Genomic DNA, 19,048 nt, shown 5'->3' with positions numbered 1-19,048 from the left:
TTTTTTTTGTAGTATTTGTTTACCTGCTTGAACTATTTCGGCAGACCACTTAACGTATTTTATCCGCCGATTAAACCATTGCCGTATCTTTTTGCTCTAAGTTTTGTTTTCTTTGTGATGAATCATTCACCAATAACTTTCTATTACCTATGAAAAAGGGATTATTAGTATGTCTGGCGTTGCTGATTACAGCAACTTCCACCCTTGTTTTTGCCCAGGCAAAAAGTCCACACTTAAAAGTTGAAAGCCCCAGTAAAAGCGTAAAAGTCGTTTATGGCCAGCCATCCAAGCGGGGCCGGGTGATCTTTGGAGCCGACGGTTTGGAAAAGTATGGTAAAGTATGGCGTACGGGTGCGGATGAAGCCACCGAAATTACGTTCACCAAAGATGTCATGTTTGGCGATAAGATGGTGAAAGCCGGTACTTACACGCTTTTTACCATTCCTGACGAAAAAGAATGGACGGTAATTCTGAATAGCAAACTGGGGCAGTGGGGCGCCTATGACTACATCGACCCCGTAAAGGGCGTCGAATTGAAGAAGAAAGATGTTGCCCAGATCAAAGTTCCAGCTAAAACCAACGCAACGCCGGTTGAAAAACTGACGATCACGCCAACCGATTCGCAGGTGTCGATTGCCTGGGACATGGCTTCCATCGCCATCCCCATCAAACCGGTTGGTGGTACCAACTGAAGGAAATCCGCCGGAGCGATTCGCCGTCGTACGCTGTAACGACCAATCAATACCCCGGAAACAGAAAGCCCGACCACTTTGGCCGGGCTTTCCTGTTTAGAGAGTGAAGAGTTAGGAGTTAAGAGTTAAAAATGTATGCGTTAGCCAACTCTTCACTCTTAACTCTTAACTCTTCACTCTTAACTCTTCACTCTTAACACCTTAGGGCTGATCCGCATTCTTCGCGGCAGCGGTTTTTCCAGCCGACAGTGAATTGATCCAGGCGGCAATCTTCAGCGCGTCGGCTTTCGGAACCTGCGGCATGGGCGGCATTTCGGTCGAATAGTCCGGCCAGTTCTGCGGTTTCGGATTGTAAATCAGCTCGACGATTTTCTCGTTTGAATACCCTCTTTTAGCGACATCCGCAAAAGCCGGGCCTACCTGCCGTTTCTCGGCATTGTGGCAAGCCGAACACGTATGGCGGTTTAGCAACGGTTTTACCTCCTCAAACGTCGGCGCTTTCGCCACCAGCGTACCGGTTTTTGCGCCGGAAACCGCCGTTGTTTTCGCACCCGCTTTTACACCCGGTTTCGCGGGAACGCCCTTTTTGGCCGGAACCGCTTTGGAAGCCGCCGAGTTGAACGTACTAACGCCTGTCATCGCCAGTTTCTGGCCTTCCGGAATGTTGTTCAGCGTGTAATAGGCCGTTGGGTGAACCAGTGAATACGACCCCTCAGCCGCCCGAACCCCGTCGAGCGTCAGGTTGTGGATGTAATACTGGCGCAGGTTATCGACAATCACCCGGGCTTTCAGTCCGTCGGGCGACACTTTCACCCCTTTCACTGCGCAGGCTTCCTTGTTCACCGTTGGGCTACCGTAGACTGGGTGGTATTTGTAAATAAAGCTTTCAACGGAATACGAAGCCAAGTCTTCTGCTGATTTGCGGTCGACGGGCGTGGTGAATTCCACCTCAAAACCGTCCGGCATGGCGCGAACCGCGCGCATTTCAAACGGCATCTGGTTGTTCCAGGTCAGACGCTGCAAGCCTTCATCGGCTTCGCCCGCCGAACCCCAGCCGCGGTTGGTTTCGCCGACAAACAGCGAGCCGTCTTTGGCCCACGCCATACGCAACACGCCCGAGCGAAAACCGCTGCGAAAATCGATCGAAGCGCCCTGAAATTCGCCGTTCACTTTTTCCATGAACACGCGCGTAATCTTGCTCTGGCCCTGATCGCCCACCAGCAATTGCCCCGTAAAAGGCCCGAATGAACCTTCGGGAATCTGGACAATTTCCGAGTTGGAAATCCCCTGAACGCCGTGAGGCAGCCAGACGACGGGCAACTGAATTTCCGGAAACTCTTTCTTCATCTCGAACAGTGTGACGTATTTTTCGTCCACCACGTTCTCCGGTTTAATAGCCCGGCCCCGCTCGTCGCGGTTGTCGCGCGGGTTGATCTTCGCATACAGTTGCTCCTGCGTCAGTTTGACCGGCGATTTTGGGTCTCCACTCCAGCGTAAACCCGCCGGATGGCCCATAAACGCGCCTTTTTTCACGTGCCAAACACCACCGGAACCAATCCAGTCGCCCTGGTTATCCGCGTAAAACAGCTCCCCGTCGATCATGCCCAAACCGGCTGGTGACCGAACGCCCGTTGCCCAAGGCTCGATCTGACCGTCTTTGGTGATGTGCATGATCCAGCCCCGCCAGGGGACGCGGCTTTCGCCCGCCCACCATTTTTCGTCACCAAACGCGACGTTTCCGGAAATAAAAAACGAACCATCGGGGGCAATTTTCGGGCCGAACGTGTACTCGTGGTAGTGACCCGATACCGGAATATTGGTCACCGTTTCGATGATGTCCGCTTTGCCGTCTTTGTTCGAATCGACCAGTTTGGTCAATTCACCGCGCTGGGCGCAGTACAGGGCACCGTCTTTGTAAGCCAGACCCAGCACTTCGTGCAAACCCGAGGCAAATTTCCGGAAGAAAGGCCGACGGCTGGTCGGATTTTCGACAATGAAAATATCACCCCGACGAGTCGCTACGCCCAGATCACCGTTCGGAAGCACGGCTAAACCGCCGACTTCCAGCAACGTCCCTTCCGGTGCCGACACCTTCAGGATTTTATAAAAATCTTCTTCCTTGGGCGATTCCTGCGCCCAACCCACCGAAAAAGCAGCCGCTGACAGCATCGTGCCAACCACCGCCCGGCGAAGAATGGATGTATACATTGGTTTCATCAGGATTTAAAACAAGATCGAATAAGTCAATTTCCCCTTCACCGGAACAATCAGTTCCTGGCGGTCGCCCACCTTCCGCACGGCGGGTGTAGCTCCCCCGGCATCGTCGATCCGTACATAATACGCCTTTCCGTCAACGAGGTACATCCCGTTTTCCAGCGGGGCAATCGTACTGCCTTCGGCCAGCCGGGCATACAGATCGGCAGACGGATTTTGAATGGTCATTTCCCGGCGAACGCCCTGGCTATTGTCCAGCACGCGAATGGCGTCCGTAACGGTAGCACCGTAGGATTGGTAGCGGAATGTCGGCCGGTCGCTTTCATCGAGCACATACCCTCTGGTCCGAAAACCACTGCCGGTTGTATCGGTGGCCCAGGCGGCTGTCGGAGACGACAGTTTGGAGAGTCCCAATACTGGCATACCCAGCCGCTGCACCATGCCCATTGGACGCGACGAGCCATCGCCCCGCTCGTGCCACATCGGCGTCGAATCCAAAAACTGACCCCGCCACACCTGCACCAGCGTGCCGTTGTCCATGTCGTAGGTATAATGCACCTGTTCGGGGCTGCCCACCGAAACCGCATGAACGACCCGTAACGTACGGCCCTGGGCATTTTTGTAACCGGGCATATCCATGAAACTCCGCAGAATGGTGTTCGACGACGCATCGACCAGAATCGGGTCGGTCGGATCGCCGTTGGTGGCTCCGCTGGCATCACTGATGACGTATTCGCGAATGCCGGGTCCCGTTACGGCCAGTCCAATCGACGGTTTGGCCCAGTCTTCCATTTTGGCGTACAACAACTCAAACGGGACATCCCCTGCGGGCAGGGTAACACTACCGCGCTGTCTGCGGTCGCCGGGCGTGATCACGGCTTTGTTGTTGATTTTCATCATGCCGCCACCACCCGCTGCACCGAGGTTAAAGGCATATTCTCCGGCTTCTTTCACACGGAGCGTTCCGGTATACCGAATCAGAAAGTCGTTCGGAATCCGGGTGACGTTGGCGGTCAGCATCACCGACGACCCTTGCGCTTCCGGCGGCAGTTTGCTAAAATCCGGTTCTTTGTCAAACCTTCCTTTGTAAACCGCATACTTCAGGTTCATGAGTTCCGGACGCGGTTTGTCGTAATTCTTCACAATGATGTTCCGAATGGCTACCGGTCCGTGATCACCCTGAATCCGGAGTGGTCCGCTGGCTACTTCGTCTTTGCCGAGCGCCCCCCGGGTGGGGCCGGAGAGTTCCACATTTTCGTGAATCGCTACGCCGTTCAGTTCGACGAGCAACATGCGGGCGTTCTCGATTTTCTTACCGCTGGCGTCGAAACGCGGTGCCTGAAACGACACTTTGAGGTGCTGCCACAAACCGGGTGCGCGGCTGGCGTTCTGGCGGGGCGGGTGGCCTTCATAGCCTTTCTGGCCATCGGGTTTGGCATCATCCCAGCGTTCGTAGATACCGCCGTTATCGCCCGCTTTGGGATTTTTGGTTCCCCAGCTATCGAGCAGTTGAATCTCGTAGCGACCCTGCAAATAAATGCCGGAATTCGATCCTTTCGCAATCAGAAAATCCAGATCCAGATCGACATCGCCGTGTTGAAAATTCGACACCAGATCGATGTTCCCGTCTTTGGCGGGCAGATTAGCCAGAATGCCGGTTCCCGGCGTACTTTTCAGAACATCCTTCTGGTTGAGATCGGCCGTCACATCACCGACGATGCGCCAGTTGTTGCCCGGTTTTTGAAAAGCACTTAAATCGTTGAGCGGAAGAGCCGTTGGCTGGTCGGCTTTCGGCTGGGCCATCACCAGTCCGGCGCTAAAGACCCACCCGACACCCATCACCAAACGGGCGAACGTTGTGTTCATAGAGGTTGACTTCATTGGATTTTATTTTGAGTCGGAAAGTTACCATATTTTAAATTTTTTAAAAAATAGATTCCCTTCCCAGTGAAACAGTATTTTTTCAATATACAATTTTACATTACCGGCACCGCGAATTTCGGTCACAATTTTTTAAAAACGGCTTTCCAACAGAAAATCGTCTTCCCTCCTAAAGCCGTGGCAATGACCTTCCTACGGTTTTGAACACACGTGAATTGATTTTGAGCACGGGATGAGTTGTAGAATTTACTCTCCTTCTGAAATCAGTAACAATGGCAAGCAAGTTATGGAGGTAAAACGGGCAATGCGTTGACATTTCGCTATCTTTGAAGGCGGTATTTCGTGCAAATCATTGTTCACACAATCCTATTTTTACGAATGAAAAAAAGTACTTTAGCCTTTGCCCTGCTTCTGGGGCTGGCCCAATGGGCAGTAGCTCAGGAGAAACCCAAACAAAATCCGGAATCGTCTGAAATCTGGGAACCGGTTCCGCGCGTGGTCACACCGGGTGTTTTGTCGCCCGCTACGGCCTCCGGCACCACGGCTCCTTCCGATGCCATTGTTTTGTTCGACGGCAAGGATGGCAGCAAATGGGTGTCTGTTAATGGGTATAGCGCCAGCAACTGGAACGGCGTCACCGAAGGATCCAACCCCTGGCCGATCCGGGATGGAGCCATGTATTCGGCCAAAGGAGCTTCCCTGCGAACCAAGCAGGAGTTCCAGGATTTCCAGCTTCACATCGAATTCCGGACGCCGGAAAAAGTGGAAGGCAGCGGACAGGGACGCGGCAACAGCGGTATTTTCCTCCAGGGCCGGTATGAGTTGCAGGTTCTCGACGGCTACAACAACCCGACGTATTCGAACGGGATGGTGGGTTCCATCTACAAACAGGCAATTCCGCTGGTCAACCCCAGCCGCAAACCAGGGGAATGGCAGACCTACGACATCATCTATTTTGCGCCCCGGTTCAACAAAGACGGCATGATGCTCGAACAGGGCAAAGTAACGGTTTTGATGAACGGTATTCTGGTACAGAACAATACCAACATCAAAGGCACGACGGAATACATCGGGTATCCGAAACTGCAACCGCACGGCAAAGGGCCGCTCCTTTTGCAGGATCACGGCAATCCAGTGGGCTACCGGAACATCTGGATTCGGGAGTTATAAGACTGAGTTGCTGGAAGAGGTTATTTCGCGGAGTTAAGCAGAGTTAAAAGGAGTTACGCAGAGTTTTTCTCTGATTAACTCTGATGTTCTCCGCTAAACTCTGCGAAATAACCTTTTTTATTGCTACCCTTGTTTATATTGCGTCTAAATAAACGACCTCCGATGAAATACCTGCTCATGTTCTTTCTGCCCTGTTTTGCCTTTACCAGCGATAAACCGGCTTACCAGTTTTATACCCAGAAACTAAAAACCACGAGTTATCAGAAAGTTCTGAAAGAAGCGGCCGGAGCCGATGTCATCTTTTTTGGTGAATTGCACAACAATCCGATCTGCCACTGGCTGGAATTGCAGTTGACGAAGGATTTATACGAGCAGAAAAAAGAACACTTGATCCTGGGTGCCGAAATGTTTGAAGCAGATAACCAGACAGCATTGTCGGATTATGTCTCCGGCAAAACGACGGATAAGGAATTCCCCAAACAGGCGCGGCTCTGGAACAATTACAAAACCGACTACCGCCCGCTGGTCGATTTTGCGCGGGAACACAAGCTATCGGTGGTGGCAACGAATGTTCCCCGCCGGTATGCCAGTGCCGTCGCGCGGCACGGACTGGCGTCACTAGATACGGTTCCGACGGCCCAAAAAGCCTGGATGGCCCCCCTGCCCCTAACCGTCGATCTGACCCTGCCCGGTTACAAAGCCATGCTGGACATGATGCACGGCGATGCGGTTTCGCCCTCCGCCAGCAAAGGCCCCTCCGACCAGGCGGCCAATTTTGCCCGTGCGCAGGCCATCAAAGATGCGACAATGGCCCATTTTATCCTGCAAAACCGCCAACCAGGTTCTACATTCCTGCATTTTAACGGTTCCTACCATTCTAATAATTTCGAAGGAATCATCTGGTACCTGCGCCAAAAACAGCCGGATCTCAACATCGTGACCATCGCGTCGGTCGAAGTGCCGGACGTGGCAAAACCCGACAAAACCAACCAGAATCTGGCGAGTTTTATCCTGCACATTCCAGCCGATATGACGAAGACGTATTAAGTCACCCCATCCACTCAGCAGCCCCAAATCCCTCATAAAAAACCCCAAAAAACCAAGCCTGAAAGGCTTACATCAATAGCCCCGGATGAAATCCGGGGAATGCGGGGATATGCCGGAATGAACGGGAATACGGGGGGAATGCGGAATATGCCGGAATGAATAGAAATACGCGGGGAATGCTGGGTGTTACCGGAATAAACGGGAATAAGCTGGAAATGTGGGATATGCCGGGGAGAGGAGACAATCCTACCGGCAAACCATCATCAAAAAAAGCACAAAACTATAATCCCGCAGTTGCGTCCGGAGCAGTTTGAGGGCTTTCGAAAGGTGGTATTCGACGGCTTTGTCAGTCAGTGCGAGTTTTCGCGAAATTTCCGGGATGGTCCGCCCCTCGAAGCGGCTCATCCGGAACACTTCCTGCGTTTTGGGCGGTAGTTTCAGCAACTCGGTTTCGATCGTTCCCAGCAAATCGTTGTAAGACAGTTGGTCTTCAGTCGAAAAATCCGCCTGCGGGGCAAAAAACTGCTGGTATTCCTGAAATTTCTCGTGAACGATGCGGCTTTTGATGGCATCGATGATCGAATATTTCAAGGCCCCGAACAAATAATAATCGACCCGGCGAACGGCCAGCGACTCGCGTTTCTGCCAAAGCTGAACGAATAAATCCTGCACCAGTTCTTCGGCCATTTCCGGCGATTTTGTTTTTTGAAAAGCCACCCGGTAGAGGGCATACCAATACCGCTCGTACAGTTCCGCCAGCGCCAGCCGATTGCCATCGGTTAACGCCCTCAGTACCTGCTCATCATCCCACTCTTTCAGCGAAGAAAGCCGTAAATCTGCCGACATGTGTGCACCCGCGTCGATTAAAGAAAGACCAAATTACCATTTTTTTACAAAATAGTGCCAAAGGAGTTTAACCGCCCTTAAGGATACGGCTTTGCAATAGCCCGACCAATTGAACTAAAGAAATAATATATCGCCAAATTGGGCTTATTTCTATAAACAATCCCCTATTTTATAAAAACATTTAGGGTAAACCGGGGCCTTGATCGACATAGGCAGTACATGACAGCGTCAACGGCCCATGCAAAAAGAAGAATTCGCCCGATTGCTTACGAAATACAACGCCGGTCACTGCACGGACGCGGAAATCCGGCTGATCGATCGGTGGTACGATCAATTGGGAACCGGCAGCGCACTGGCGTTGAGCGAAGAAGACCGGCAGAAGTTGAAGAAAAAACTGTGGCATCAGATTGATTTACAAACGACTGATGATCTTGCAGCGTCATCGGATGCGGAGGAGAACGTACTCCGGTGGCCGTGGTTCCGGCGGTGGGTGGCGGCTGCGGCCGTGGTCGCGCTCATCGGTTTTGGCTCTCTGCTATTCTACCGGTATCAGTCAGTACGTGGAACGACAGAAAATAGTCCGGTTGCTGCCGGGGATGGTTTCGTCGAACAAGCCAATAAAACCGCTAAACCCCTGATCATCGAACTAGAAGACGGCAGCATCGTTCACCTGCAACCGCAAAGTACGATCCGCTATGCCACCCAGACACTTCCCCACAAACGGGAAATCTGGCTCAACGGAAAGGCCTTTTTCCGGGTCCACAAAGACGCCAGCCGTCCGTTTCTGGTCTACAGCGGTGCCATTGTGACGCGCGTTTTGGGGACGAGTTTCTGGATTACGGCCCCCACCAACGCGCCAACCGTGGAAGTGGCGGTTCATACCGGCAAAGTGGCGGTGTTTAAAAAGAATCAGCAGTCCACGCCAAAAACGGAAAACGCCGACGTCCGGGAAGCGTCGGTGGTGTTGACGCCCAATCAGAAAGTAACCATTTTTCTGGATGAAAACCGCCTGACCCGCGGTTTAATCGATCAGCCCGAACCGATCCAGACGGCCATCCGCCCCGAACCGGCCACGTTTGCCTTCGACAACAGCACGTTGCCAGACGTGCTGAAGCAACTCGAAAAAACGTACGGTATTGAAATGGTGATCGGCAACGACTCCCTGGCCCATTGCCGGTTTACGGGGAAGATCACCCACCAGCCGCTCTACAGCAAACTGGAACTGCTGTGCCGGGCGATCAATGCGCAGTATGAAGTGCAGGGAAACCGCATTCTCATTACGGGTGTCGGCTGCGACCCATCCTCTTTTGACCCACTTTAACCCACCCTGAACCCTATGAAGTAACCAACAGCTACCAAAAAAAGGCCGAAAGTGCGGCTACACAGTCGGCCCGGAATTTTCCCTTGATGCGCATCATCATTCATCTGCCAGGATGAACAGGGATTTGTTTTGTCGAATTCATTCATTTTCTCCCAACAAAACATACAAAAGTATGAAATTTTGTCGAATGCTCGGTTTGACCCTTCTAACCGTCATGAAAATCTCTCTATTCCCTATATTTCTCAGCCTGCTGCTGGCCGGATCGACTCTGGCCTACGACAGCAAGGCGCAGGATATGCTCCAGCGCCCGATCTCGATCAAGGCGGATGAGGTGGCCCTGAAGAACATTCTTACCCGGCTGGAACGGCTCGCTAAGATCGATTTCGTGTACAGCCCCAACACCATTCCGGCGGCCCGGAAAGTGTCGCTGAATGCCCAGAATCAGAAACTGGCCGCCGTGCTCGAATCGCTCCTGAAACCGCTGGGCCTGACCTATCAGGTCATCAGTGGACAGATCGTCATTCAGCTTCCGCCAGCGGCCTTACCGGCTTCCGAGTCGAATGCCTACCTGAATGCTGACGGTGTTCCGGAAGCGGTCGACCGGACGATTACCGGAACCGTCACTGCCGAAAATGACGAAGGGTTGCCGGGCGTTAGTGTGGTGATCAAAAACACTACACGCGGCACCTCGACCGACATGGATGGCAAATTCCGGCTGTCGATACCGGACGGAGGGGCTACGCTGGTGTTCTCTTTCGTGGGGTATGAAAATCAGGAAGTTGTCGTTGGCAACCAGTCGACTTTCGCGATCCAACTGGTTCCGGACCTGAAAACGCTGGAAGAAGTCGTCGTGGTGGGCTACGGAACCATGCAGAAAAAAGACCTGACCGGGGCCGTTGCGTCGATTCAGGGCGATGCGATCACCACCCGCAAAACCACCCAGATTTCCCAGGCGTTGCAGGGGGCCGTACCGGGTGTCACCGTGACGCGCAACAACAGCGCCCCCGGTGCCACCGCCACCATCCGGGTTCGGGGCATCACGACGATCAATGACGCAGGGGCCAACCCACTTTACATCCTCGACGGCGTTCCGATCGATGATATCAATTCGATCAACCCCAACGATGTCGATAATATTTCGGTTCTGAAAGATGCCGCGTCGGCTTCGATCTACGGTTCCCGGGCGGCTGCAGGGGTCATTCTGATCACCACCAAACGGGCTAAAACCGGTCAGCTCAGCCTCGATTACACGGCAGAATACGGTTTTGAAAAAGCAACGCGACTCCCGGACTACGTGAACGCCAAACGGTATATGCAGCTCACCAACGAGCTTCGGTGGAACGACAACGGTAACAACGCCAACCAATATCCGACTTACCCCAAAGACCTGATTGATAACTACGACAACCTGCACGCGCAGGACCCCGACCAATATCCCAATACCGACTGGCGCAGTCTGATGCTGAACGAGTATGCGCCCCGGCGCACCCATTTGCTCAGCATTTCCGGTTCCGGCAAATCGCTGCGGTCGCGGGTTTCGCTGGGCTACGACAAAACCGATGCGTTGTATGACGGCCGGAGTTACGAGCGGATTACGGCCCGGGTCAACAACGACCTCACCATCACGAAATACCTCTCAGCCAGCGTCGATTTTAACTTCCGGCGGGCGTTTTCACCCCAGCCCATCACCGACGACCGAAGCGGCTCTTACCCGTTTTACAAAATGGGCATCATGCCTCCGGTGTATGCCGCGACGTTTTCGGATGGGCGCATCGGTTCCGGGAAAGACGGCGCCAACATTTACGCCCGGCTGAAAAACGGCGGTTTCAACAACGCTTGGTACAACCAGGTCGGCGGCAAGATCAGCCTGGATTTTACCCCGATCAAAGGCCTGAAAATCACCGGTGTGCTGTCGCCTTTTTTTAATTTTGACAAGATCAAGGTCTTTACGAAGAAGGTTCCGTATACGCTCTGGAACAGCCCGAACACCATCGCCGGGTATATTGAAGGCCAATCACAAACCCGGCTGGACGAGAACCGCAACGACAGCTACCGCTACACCACCCAGGCACTGGCCAACTACACCCGCCAGTTCGGTGATCACAACCTGAATCTGCTGGGCGGTTACGAATATTTCTACGCGTTCAACGAGTCCCTGGGCGCGTCGCGCGGGCAATACATTCTGAATTCCTATCCCTACTTAAACCTCGGCCCGCTCGACTTCCGCGACAACAGCGGCAGTGCCAGTGAAAATGCGTATCGCTCGTGGTTCGGGCGGGTGATGTACGGCTATAAAGACAAGTATCTGCTCCAGGCCAACATCCGCTACGATGCCTCGTCGCGGTTTGCTTCGGCCTATCGCTGGGGTTCCTTCCCCTCGGTTTCGGCGGGTTGGGTAATTTCGGAGGAACCGTTTCTAAAAACCAGTGCCTCCTGGCTGTCGTTTCTGAAATTCCGGGCCTCTTGGGGAACGCTGGGGAACGAACGGATCGGCAGTAACTTCTATCCGTACCAGGCCATTCTGAATTTTGAAAACTCCTCCCTGTTCTATCAGGGCAACACCGTGGTTTCGGCTCAGTCGGCGGCTCAGTTTCAGTATGCGATTCGGGATATTACCTGGGAAACGACCTCGTCTTACAACCTCGGTCTGGACGTCAATTTCTTCCGCGACCGGCTGCGGGTTACGGCGGATTATTTCAAAAAAACCACCCGGGATATGCTGCTGGAACTGGAAATTCCCGATTACGTCGGCTTTGATAACCCGTATCAGAATACCGGAAAAATGCATACGACGGGCTGGGATATGCAGGCAAGCTGGAACGACCGCGCCGGCGATCTGACCTACAGTGCGTCGGTCAACCTGTCTGATTTTAAATCTTCGATGGGTGATCTGGGCGGAACCGTCTTCACCGGTGACCAGATTATCCGGGAAGGCAGCCAGTTTAAAGAGTGGTACGGTTATGTCTCCGACGGCCTTTTCCAAACCGCCGACGAGGTGGCCAACTCGCCCAAACTGAACGCCAACGTCAAACCGGGCGATGTCCGTTACCGCGACATCAGCGGTCCCACGGGCGTACCCGACGGCAAGATTTCACCCGAGTACGACCGCGTGCTGCTGGGCGGTTCGCTGCCCCGGCTGACCTACGGGGCCAACTTCAATGTGGGGTATAAAAACTGGGATTTCGGGCTGGTGCTTCAGGGTGTTGCCAAACAAAATTCCCGCCTGGGCGCAGACATCGTTCAGCCCCTGCGCGAAAATTTCGGCACCTTTCCCGCCATTCTGGACGGCAACGCCTGGAGCACTTATAACACCGCTGACCAGAATTTGCAGGCGCAATACCCCCGGTATTCGAACACCTCGGCGGGAAATAACTACACCCTGTCCGACTACTGGCTGATCAATGGCGCTTATTTCCGGCTCAAAAACATCAGCCTGGGCTACAACATTCCGAAAGGATTCACCCAGAAACTGAAAATGCAGAGCATACGCGTCTACAGTTCAGTGACCGACCTGCTGTCCATCAGCAAGTTTCCCAAAGGCTGGGACCCCGAAATGACGTCGCTGGGCTACCCCATCACCACGTCTTTTGTCTTTGGTGCTTCTGTCAAATTCTAACCCGATCTGCCATGAAACTAAATGTATTTATCTTCCTTTTTGGCCTGTTTTTCATAACCGCCTGTGATAGCCTGGACCTGAATCCGTTGTCCGACGGTTCCGGCGAAACCTGGAACGCCAACGCTGAGGAAATCGAAATGTCGTTAAACGGTTTGTACAAAGATGCGTTCTGGATGCAGGACTCCGACGAGTGGACCGACGACTGGACGTACCGGGATGCCACCACGGCCATTACCGGCGCCACCATCAACGGCGAAACCGACTTTGTCGGCACCTGGTGGACCAATACCTACAAGGCCATTGCCAGAGCCAACCTCGTGATTCAGAGCGTGGACCGGGCGGCCGCCGTTTTGTCGAAGGAACAAATCGACCGCTATGCCGCCGAAGCCCGGTTTATTCGGGCCTGTCAGTATTCGCGGCTGCTTTCGCATTATGGCAATATCGTGTATACGGAAAGTACGCTCACCATCGACGAAGCCCTCGCCCTGAAGCAGACGCCCAAAGAGACGGTTTTGCAAAAAATCTACGCCGACTTCGATTTTGCGGCCGCCAACCTGAAAACCACCTACAGCACCTCGGAACTGAAACGAGCAACCGCCGGAGCTGCCTACGCCATGAAAGCCCGGATTGCGTTGCAGATGAGCGACTGGAAAACCGCACGTGATGCCGCCAAAGCCTGCATGGATCTGAAGGTGTACCGGCTTCACGACAGTTTTGACAATCTGTTTTTATCGAAAACCAAGAATTCGCCGGAAACCATTTTCGCCCTGCCCCGCTCGGTGGCGCTGAAAGTGACCCTGGGCGGACTCCAGGATTACGTTCCCCGGAACGCGGGCGGTTATGCGGCCAAAGATCCTTCGTGGGATCTGTTCTGTGCGTTCCTCTGCAAAGACGGTTTGCCCATCGACGAATCCCCGCTGTTCGATCCGCGGAAACCGTTCCTGAACCGCGATCCGCGCTGCACGGCCACCATTGTTGAATTCCAGACGCCCCACCTCGGTTTTATTTTTCAACCGCACCCGGATTCGGTCAAGGTTCTGAGAACCAGCAACAATACCTTGGTCAACAACAACGACACCCGGTCGATTGCCCAGTTTGCGTCGTTCAACGGGCTGATCTGGAAAAAAGGCATCGATGCCGACTGGCTGCTGAACTCCTGGACCGCCGAGCCCGACAAAATCCTCATCCGCTACGCCGATGTGTTGCTGATGTATGCCGAAGCCAAAATTGAACTGAACGAAATTGACCAGTCGGTGCTGGACGCCATCAATGCGGTTCGGGCGCGGGCCTATGGCGTCAGTGCAACGGCAACGACGTATCCGGCGGTAAAAACCGGTACGCAGGCGGCCTTACGCAAAATCCTGCGGACGGAACGGCGCATGGAATTTGCCCTGGAAGGCATCCGTTACATGGATTTGATTCGCTGGAAACTCGCCGAAAAAGTGCTGAACAAGCTCAATTACGGCCTGCTCGACCCGGCTGATTTGCGGACGAAAGTGGTCAAACCGGGTCTGTGGTTTTTCCCGCAGGTACCGCAGATCGACGACGACGGCGTGGCGGATTTCTCGCCTATGTTCAGCGCCGGACTGATCAAGCAACTGACCATCCGGAAGTTCGACGCCACCCGGCAATACCTCTGGCCCATTCCATCGAAAGAAGTATTAACCAGCGGCTTGGTTCAAAATCCCGGTTATTAATGGGAACACGGATCAGACGGATTGAACGGATCAAAACGGATTGTAATCGGTGTAAATCCGTTCAATCCGTCTGATCCGTGTTCCTATAAACAGCTTAACGATTACAACAATCTATTCCTTCAAGGATGAAAAAAAACATTCTTTCCGCTTACCTCATCGGCACGTTAATCGCCGGAACGGTCAATCTTAATCCGGCAAACGCCCAATCCAAAACCGGGAAATCGTATAGCGGTATTTACCCGCATCTGGCCATGTACAACAACGAAGGCGAGTGTGGCACGGGCGCAGTGGTGCCCTGGGCCGGCAAGCTATGGGCCGTGACTTACGGTCCGCATTTGCCCTTTGGCTCGTCGGATAAACTCTACGAAATAACACCGGAGCTGAAGCAGATTGTCCATGCCGAAAGTACAGGCGGCACCCCGGCCAACCGGATGATCCACCCGGAAAGCAACCAGCTTTTCATCGGGCCCTACGCCATCGACGCACAGGGAAAGTTGCGGGTCATTCCATACACCGCCATGCCGGGACGCCATACCGGCAACGCCCGGCACCTGACCGATCCGAAAGGCAAAATCTATTACGGCACGATGGAAGAAGGGTTTTATGAAGTCGATGTCAAAACCCTGACCCCCACCCTGCTCTACGAAGACGGCAACGTCAAAACCAAAAAGGGAGCCGACGAATCGAACAACCACGCGGGAGCGCTGCTCCCCGGCGCGCACGGCAAGGGGCTGTATTCCGGTCAGGGCGTGCTGGTGTATTCCAACAACGGCGAACCCGGCCCCCAGGCACTCAAGCAATTCGACATTGAAGCCGGTTCACTGTCGGAGTGGGACGGCAAAGACTGGAAGGTGGTGCGCCGGAATCAGTTTGTGGAAGTAACCGGACCCGGCGGTATTTACGGCAACAAAAACCCGGCCACCAATCCGATCTGGGCCACGGGCTGGGATCATAAATCGGTTTTGATGGGCGTTCGTGATGCCGGTAAATGGAGCTTTTTCCGACTGCCGAAAGCGAGCCACAGCTACGACGGTGCCCACGGCTGGAACACCGAATGGCCCCGCATCCGGGACGTCGGAACCGCCCAGCAACCGGATTATCTCATGACGATGCACGGCCTGTTCTGGCGGTTTCCCGGCAATTTCACCTCCAAAAGCACCGCTGGCATCCGGCCCCGGTCGGCCTATCTGAAAGTGATTGGCGACTACACCCGCTGGAACGACCAACTGGTTTTTGGCTGCGACGATTCGGCGCAAAAAGAGTTTCTGAACAAACGAAAGGCAAAAGGCGACATCGAAGGTCCCGGCCAGTCGAATTCCAACCTGTGGTTTACGTCTACCAGTCTGCCCGATCAACTCGGCCCGAACACTGCCGAAGGGGCCGTCTGGCTCAATGAAGCCGTCAAAACCGGAGAGACCTCGGAGCCGTTTCTGTTTGCGGGCTGGCCCAATCGCTCGGCCTGGATTCAGAACCACGGCGACGCGGACGTGAGCTTTGTTTTTGAGGTGGACAAAACCGGCAACGGTTCCTGGACGACGTTAAAAACCGTTTCGGTTGGTGCAAAAAAAGCCGTCAATCTGGAGTTTACGGCCAACGATTCCGGCGAATGGATTCGGATCAAACCGAGTCAGGGAACCAACGCATCGGCGCACTTTTTCTATTCGGCAAACGACACCCGTTCGACCAGTCAAAATTCCATTTTCGCCGGTTTAAGCAACGTAACAGCCGCCAACACCTCCGGTGGTTTGATCTACGGTTTGGGCGATAACCGGCGCGCGCTGGGCATGGCCGCGCTGGATTACACGGGCGGAAAAGCCACCGAAGTGGGCTACTACGAACTGGACGGCGACATGAAACTGGTTCGCAAGGAAGATGAGAAAGCCATGGCGTTTATCAAAAGCAAGTTTGCCATTCCGCAACAGGCCGTGACCATCGAAGAATCATCGGTATTGGTGGTCGATGGCAAGGGCCGACGCTGGCGGCTCCCGCTCGGAAACGACGCCTATACCAACCTGACCAACCAGGCGGCTCTCCGGATTTGCCGGGAAGTGGCCACGGAGCGTGATTTGTTCAATGCGCACGGCACCTTTTACGAATTGCCCGCCGAAAATGCCGACGGTTACGCCAAAATCCGCCCGGTTTCGTCGCACAACCTCCGCATCAACGATTACGCATCGTACCGGGGACTGCTGATTATGACCGGTTTAGATCCTAAGTTGGCCACACAGAACGACCACATTGTGGTTTCGGATGACAAAAAAGCCGCCGTCTGGGCCGGTGCCATCGACGATCTTTGGAAACTGGGAAAACCGACCGGCCATGGCGGTCCGTGGAAAAACGCCACCGTGAAAGCCAATGAACCCTCCGACCCGTACCTCATCGGTTTTTACGACCAGCGGAGTCTGCAACTTTCCCACAAAGCAACGTCCCCCGTTACGTTCACCATTGAAGTCGATCCGGTGGGCAATGGCCCCTGGATGACGTACCGGGAAGTGACGGTTAAACCCGGTCAGACGTTCAGCCACACCTTTCCGAAAGGTTTTCAGGCCCGCTGGATTCGGTTCAAAAGCAACAAAGATTGCGAGGCTACGGCTTTTTTTCAGTACAAGTAAAAAAAAGTTTCTTCTTTTATCTGTCTAAATATCAGACGTTTAAAGAAAATAATTTCACACAGAATAATTTTTTTTAACTTTTTTCAAATCTCCGCAATCTAAACAGCGGGGTCGTTCGTAGGTATGTGACACGCGATGAAGAGTACTATGGAGGTAGCGCGCTTCATCAGCCATACACGTTTCCGACAGAAAGTCCAGAGGCTCAGCTACTGGACTTTTTCGTTGGCAGACGGTTCGTTTTCTGACCCTTCGTGCGAAATACTTTTGTTATCTTTGTTATAGCCGGTCTTCCCGTAATCCGCCGGTTTTCTATGCACGAGATTGAGCCTTTTTACAATTGGGAGAAGTGGTATAACGCGTCGGAAGATCCGAATTCGCCGTTTTTTGGCCGCGTCTACAACATGACCCAATACACCAATACGATTTATGGTTATTACATTCATCCCCTCTGGGACGAAATCGGGTCGGAGACGCTGTACTGCAAAATTCTCTTTGCCGATTATGACCGCCGGTTTGTGGTGATCGAACTCTTCGGCGAGTGGAACGACACACTGCACAACGACATCATGTATTTGAAACGGCAGGTGATCGATCCGCTGGTGAATGAACAGATCAACAAATTCATTCTGGTGGGCGAAAACATCCTGAATTTCCATGGTTCCGACGACAGCTACTACGAAGAGTGGTTTGAAGATGTGGAGGACGGCTGGATTGCCGCCGTCAATTTCCGGGACTTTGTCGAGAGCGAATGGAAACGCTTTCGGCTCGATTACTACATGAATTTTGGCGGTACACTGGATGAGATCGACAACTGGCGTACCTTGAAGCCAGCCGCCTTCTTCGACCTCGTTAATAGTTTAATTATTAGAAGATTAGGCTAGGCATTAATGCTTTAAGTATTGGATTTTAGGCGGTTTAGGCTAACTTTTTTTCCATTGGCTCGTTTTATTTTTGATTAATGACCTGAATTACATTTCATTTTTTGAAACCATGACCGGCCCCTTATCGATCTTACTCATCGGCTCCGACACCCCTGACCGCCAGGCGCTGGCTGACGCTTTTCGGAGCTATGGCGTTCCACACCGGTATCTGTCGGCCCAGGAAGACGCTACCCTGAATGCCTATTTTCAGAAGGGTTTGGCGGATGCGCTGTTTGTTCCGACCCTGATTATGCTGGACCGGGACACCGGCAAACCGGCGAAAATGCTGGAACTGTTGAAACAGCATCCGGTGCTTCGGCGGATTCCGGTAATTGTTTACGGGAGCGGCAACGATCCGGAGCAGGTCAGGCTGGCCTACCGGTGGGGCGCAACCTGTTACATGCCCAGACCGGAAAACTGGGAAGCATCGATGGCGCATTTTTGCTCCTACTGGAAAAAACGCGTTGCCCTGCCCACCATCAAGGCAGAAGACAGTTTATCATCAACCCAAAATTCGAATCAGCACAACCGCAGGCGTTGGGCCTGATGGTCCCGACCGGGTCTGCCAATAGCTGGCGGTTGGTTGGTCAATACCATATGAAAAAGAAACAGATTATAGCCGTCGTAGACGACGACGATGATGATCTATTTTTGATACAGGAAGCCTTCAAAGTGTGTTTGAACGAGGAGAGAGTGCTGATTGCGACCAGTGGAATGGATCTGTTGTCACGGCTGGAAACCGTAAAGATTTTACCTTCTTTTTTGCTACTGGACCTCAACATGCCCTTGATGAGCGGTTTTGAGGTGCTGGGAAAACTGCGCGCCGATCCCCGCTACAACCTGATGCCGGTGCTGATTTTCAGTACGTCGAATGCCCAGCCCGACATCGACCGGGCGTATGAACTGGGAGCCAATTCGTACGTCAAAAAACCGGATTCGTTCAATGACTACAAATCCGTGGTCGAAGACCTCTGCAACTTCTGGTTGCGCGTAGCCTCCACCCCTTCCAGCCGCTTTTATCGGTGAAGCCAG

The 19,048-nt window shown here is 53.3% G+C and carries 13 protein-coding genes; 10 read left to right on the top strand and 3 right to left on the bottom strand.

Annotation, left to right across the window (positions count from 1 at the left end):
- The first annotated feature begins 149 nt into the window (after positions 1 to 149).
- Positions 150 to 692, top strand: coding sequence for a DUF2911 domain-containing protein (locus ACS5NO_RS07480; protein WP_439414547.1), 543 nt, complete (start codon positions 150 to 152; stop codon positions 690 to 692).
- Between the two features lie 201 nt (positions 693 to 893).
- Here ACS5NO_RS07480 and ACS5NO_RS07475 read toward each other — a convergent pair whose 3' ends face one another.
- Both ACS5NO_RS07475 and ACS5NO_RS07470 read right to left on the bottom strand, forming a co-directional pair.
- The gene (locus ACS5NO_RS07475; RefSeq protein ID WP_439414577.1) at positions 894 to 2,861 is read right to left on the bottom strand and encodes a c-type cytochrome; all 1,968 of its coding nucleotides are present in this window, start codon (positions 2,859 to 2,861) and stop codon (positions 894 to 896) included.
- Between the two features lie 54 nt (positions 2,862 to 2,915).
- Positions 2,916 to 4,772: a 3-keto-disaccharide hydrolase gene (locus ACS5NO_RS07470; RefSeq protein ID WP_439414546.1), complete on the bottom strand. Its 1,857-nt coding sequence runs from the start codon at positions 4,770 to 4,772 to the stop codon at positions 2,916 to 2,918.
- Between the two features lie 393 nt (positions 4,773 to 5,165).
- Here ACS5NO_RS07470 and ACS5NO_RS07465 point away from each other — a divergent pair, with 393 nt between their 5' ends.
- Both ACS5NO_RS07465 and ACS5NO_RS07460 read left to right on the top strand, forming a co-directional pair.
- Entirely contained in the window at positions 5,166 to 5,957 is a 792-nt protein-coding gene (locus ACS5NO_RS07465; RefSeq protein ID WP_114409123.1) for a 3-keto-disaccharide hydrolase, read from the top strand.
- 162 nt (positions 5,958 to 6,119) lie between these two features.
- Complete coding sequence (locus tag ACS5NO_RS07460; protein ID WP_439414545.1) at positions 6,120 to 7,004, top strand: ChaN family lipoprotein; 885 nt, start codon at positions 6,120 to 6,122, stop codon at positions 7,002 to 7,004.
- A gap of 246 nt (positions 7,005 to 7,250) precedes the next feature.
- Here ACS5NO_RS07460 and ACS5NO_RS07455 read toward each other — a convergent pair whose 3' ends face one another.
- Positions 7,251 to 7,850, bottom strand: coding sequence for an RNA polymerase sigma-70 factor (locus ACS5NO_RS07455; RefSeq protein ID WP_150881186.1), 600 nt, complete (start codon positions 7,848 to 7,850; stop codon positions 7,251 to 7,253).
- 238 nt (positions 7,851 to 8,088) lie between these two features.
- Between ACS5NO_RS07455 and ACS5NO_RS07450 the strand changes: the two genes are divergently transcribed.
- From ACS5NO_RS07450 to ACS5NO_RS07420, 7 genes are all read left to right on the top strand, one after another.
- Entirely contained in the window at positions 8,089 to 9,171 is a 1,083-nt protein-coding gene (locus ACS5NO_RS07450; RefSeq protein WP_439414544.1) for a FecR family protein, read from the top strand.
- A 214-nt stretch (positions 9,172 to 9,385) separates the two neighbouring features.
- The gene (locus ACS5NO_RS07445) at positions 9,386 to 12,787 is read left to right on the top strand and encodes a TonB-dependent receptor (RefSeq protein WP_439414543.1); all 3,402 of its coding nucleotides are present in this window, start codon (positions 9,386 to 9,388) and stop codon (positions 12,785 to 12,787) included.
- An 11-nt stretch (positions 12,788 to 12,798) separates the two neighbouring features.
- Positions 12,799 to 14,484: a RagB/SusD family nutrient uptake outer membrane protein gene (locus ACS5NO_RS07440; RefSeq protein WP_439414542.1), complete on the top strand. Its 1,686-nt coding sequence runs from the start codon at positions 12,799 to 12,801 to the stop codon at positions 14,482 to 14,484.
- A gap of 125 nt (positions 14,485 to 14,609) precedes the next feature.
- Positions 14,610 to 17,096, top strand: a complete 2,487-nt coding sequence (locus ACS5NO_RS07435; RefSeq protein WP_439414541.1) for a hypothetical protein — start codon at positions 14,610 to 14,612, stop codon at positions 17,094 to 17,096.
- A gap of 311 nt (positions 17,097 to 17,407) precedes the next feature.
- Positions 17,408 to 17,977 (top strand): hypothetical protein, encoded by a 570-nt coding sequence (locus ACS5NO_RS07430; protein WP_114409129.1) that lies wholly within the window; start codon positions 17,408 to 17,410, stop codon positions 17,975 to 17,977.
- 109 nt (positions 17,978 to 18,086) lie between these two features.
- A complete protein-coding gene (locus ACS5NO_RS07425; RefSeq protein WP_439414540.1) occupies positions 18,087 to 18,563 on the top strand; it encodes a response regulator in 477 nt (158 codons plus the stop codon).
- 50 nt (positions 18,564 to 18,613) lie between these two features.
- Positions 18,614 to 19,042 carry a response regulator gene (locus ACS5NO_RS07420; RefSeq protein WP_439414539.1) on the top strand — a complete coding sequence of 143 codons (429 nt, stop codon included), beginning with the start codon at positions 18,614 to 18,616 and terminating at the stop codon, positions 19,040 to 19,042.
- Positions 19,043 to 19,048: the final 6 nt, after the last annotated feature.

Origin of the sequence: Larkinella fluvii, from assembly GCF_051857545.1 — a bacterium.
Classification (GTDB): Bacteria; Bacteroidota; Bacteroidia; order Cytophagales; family Spirosomataceae; genus Larkinella.
The sequence above is the reverse complement of the archived record's forward strand: the minus strand, read 5'-3'. Positions and strand labels throughout refer to the sequence as shown.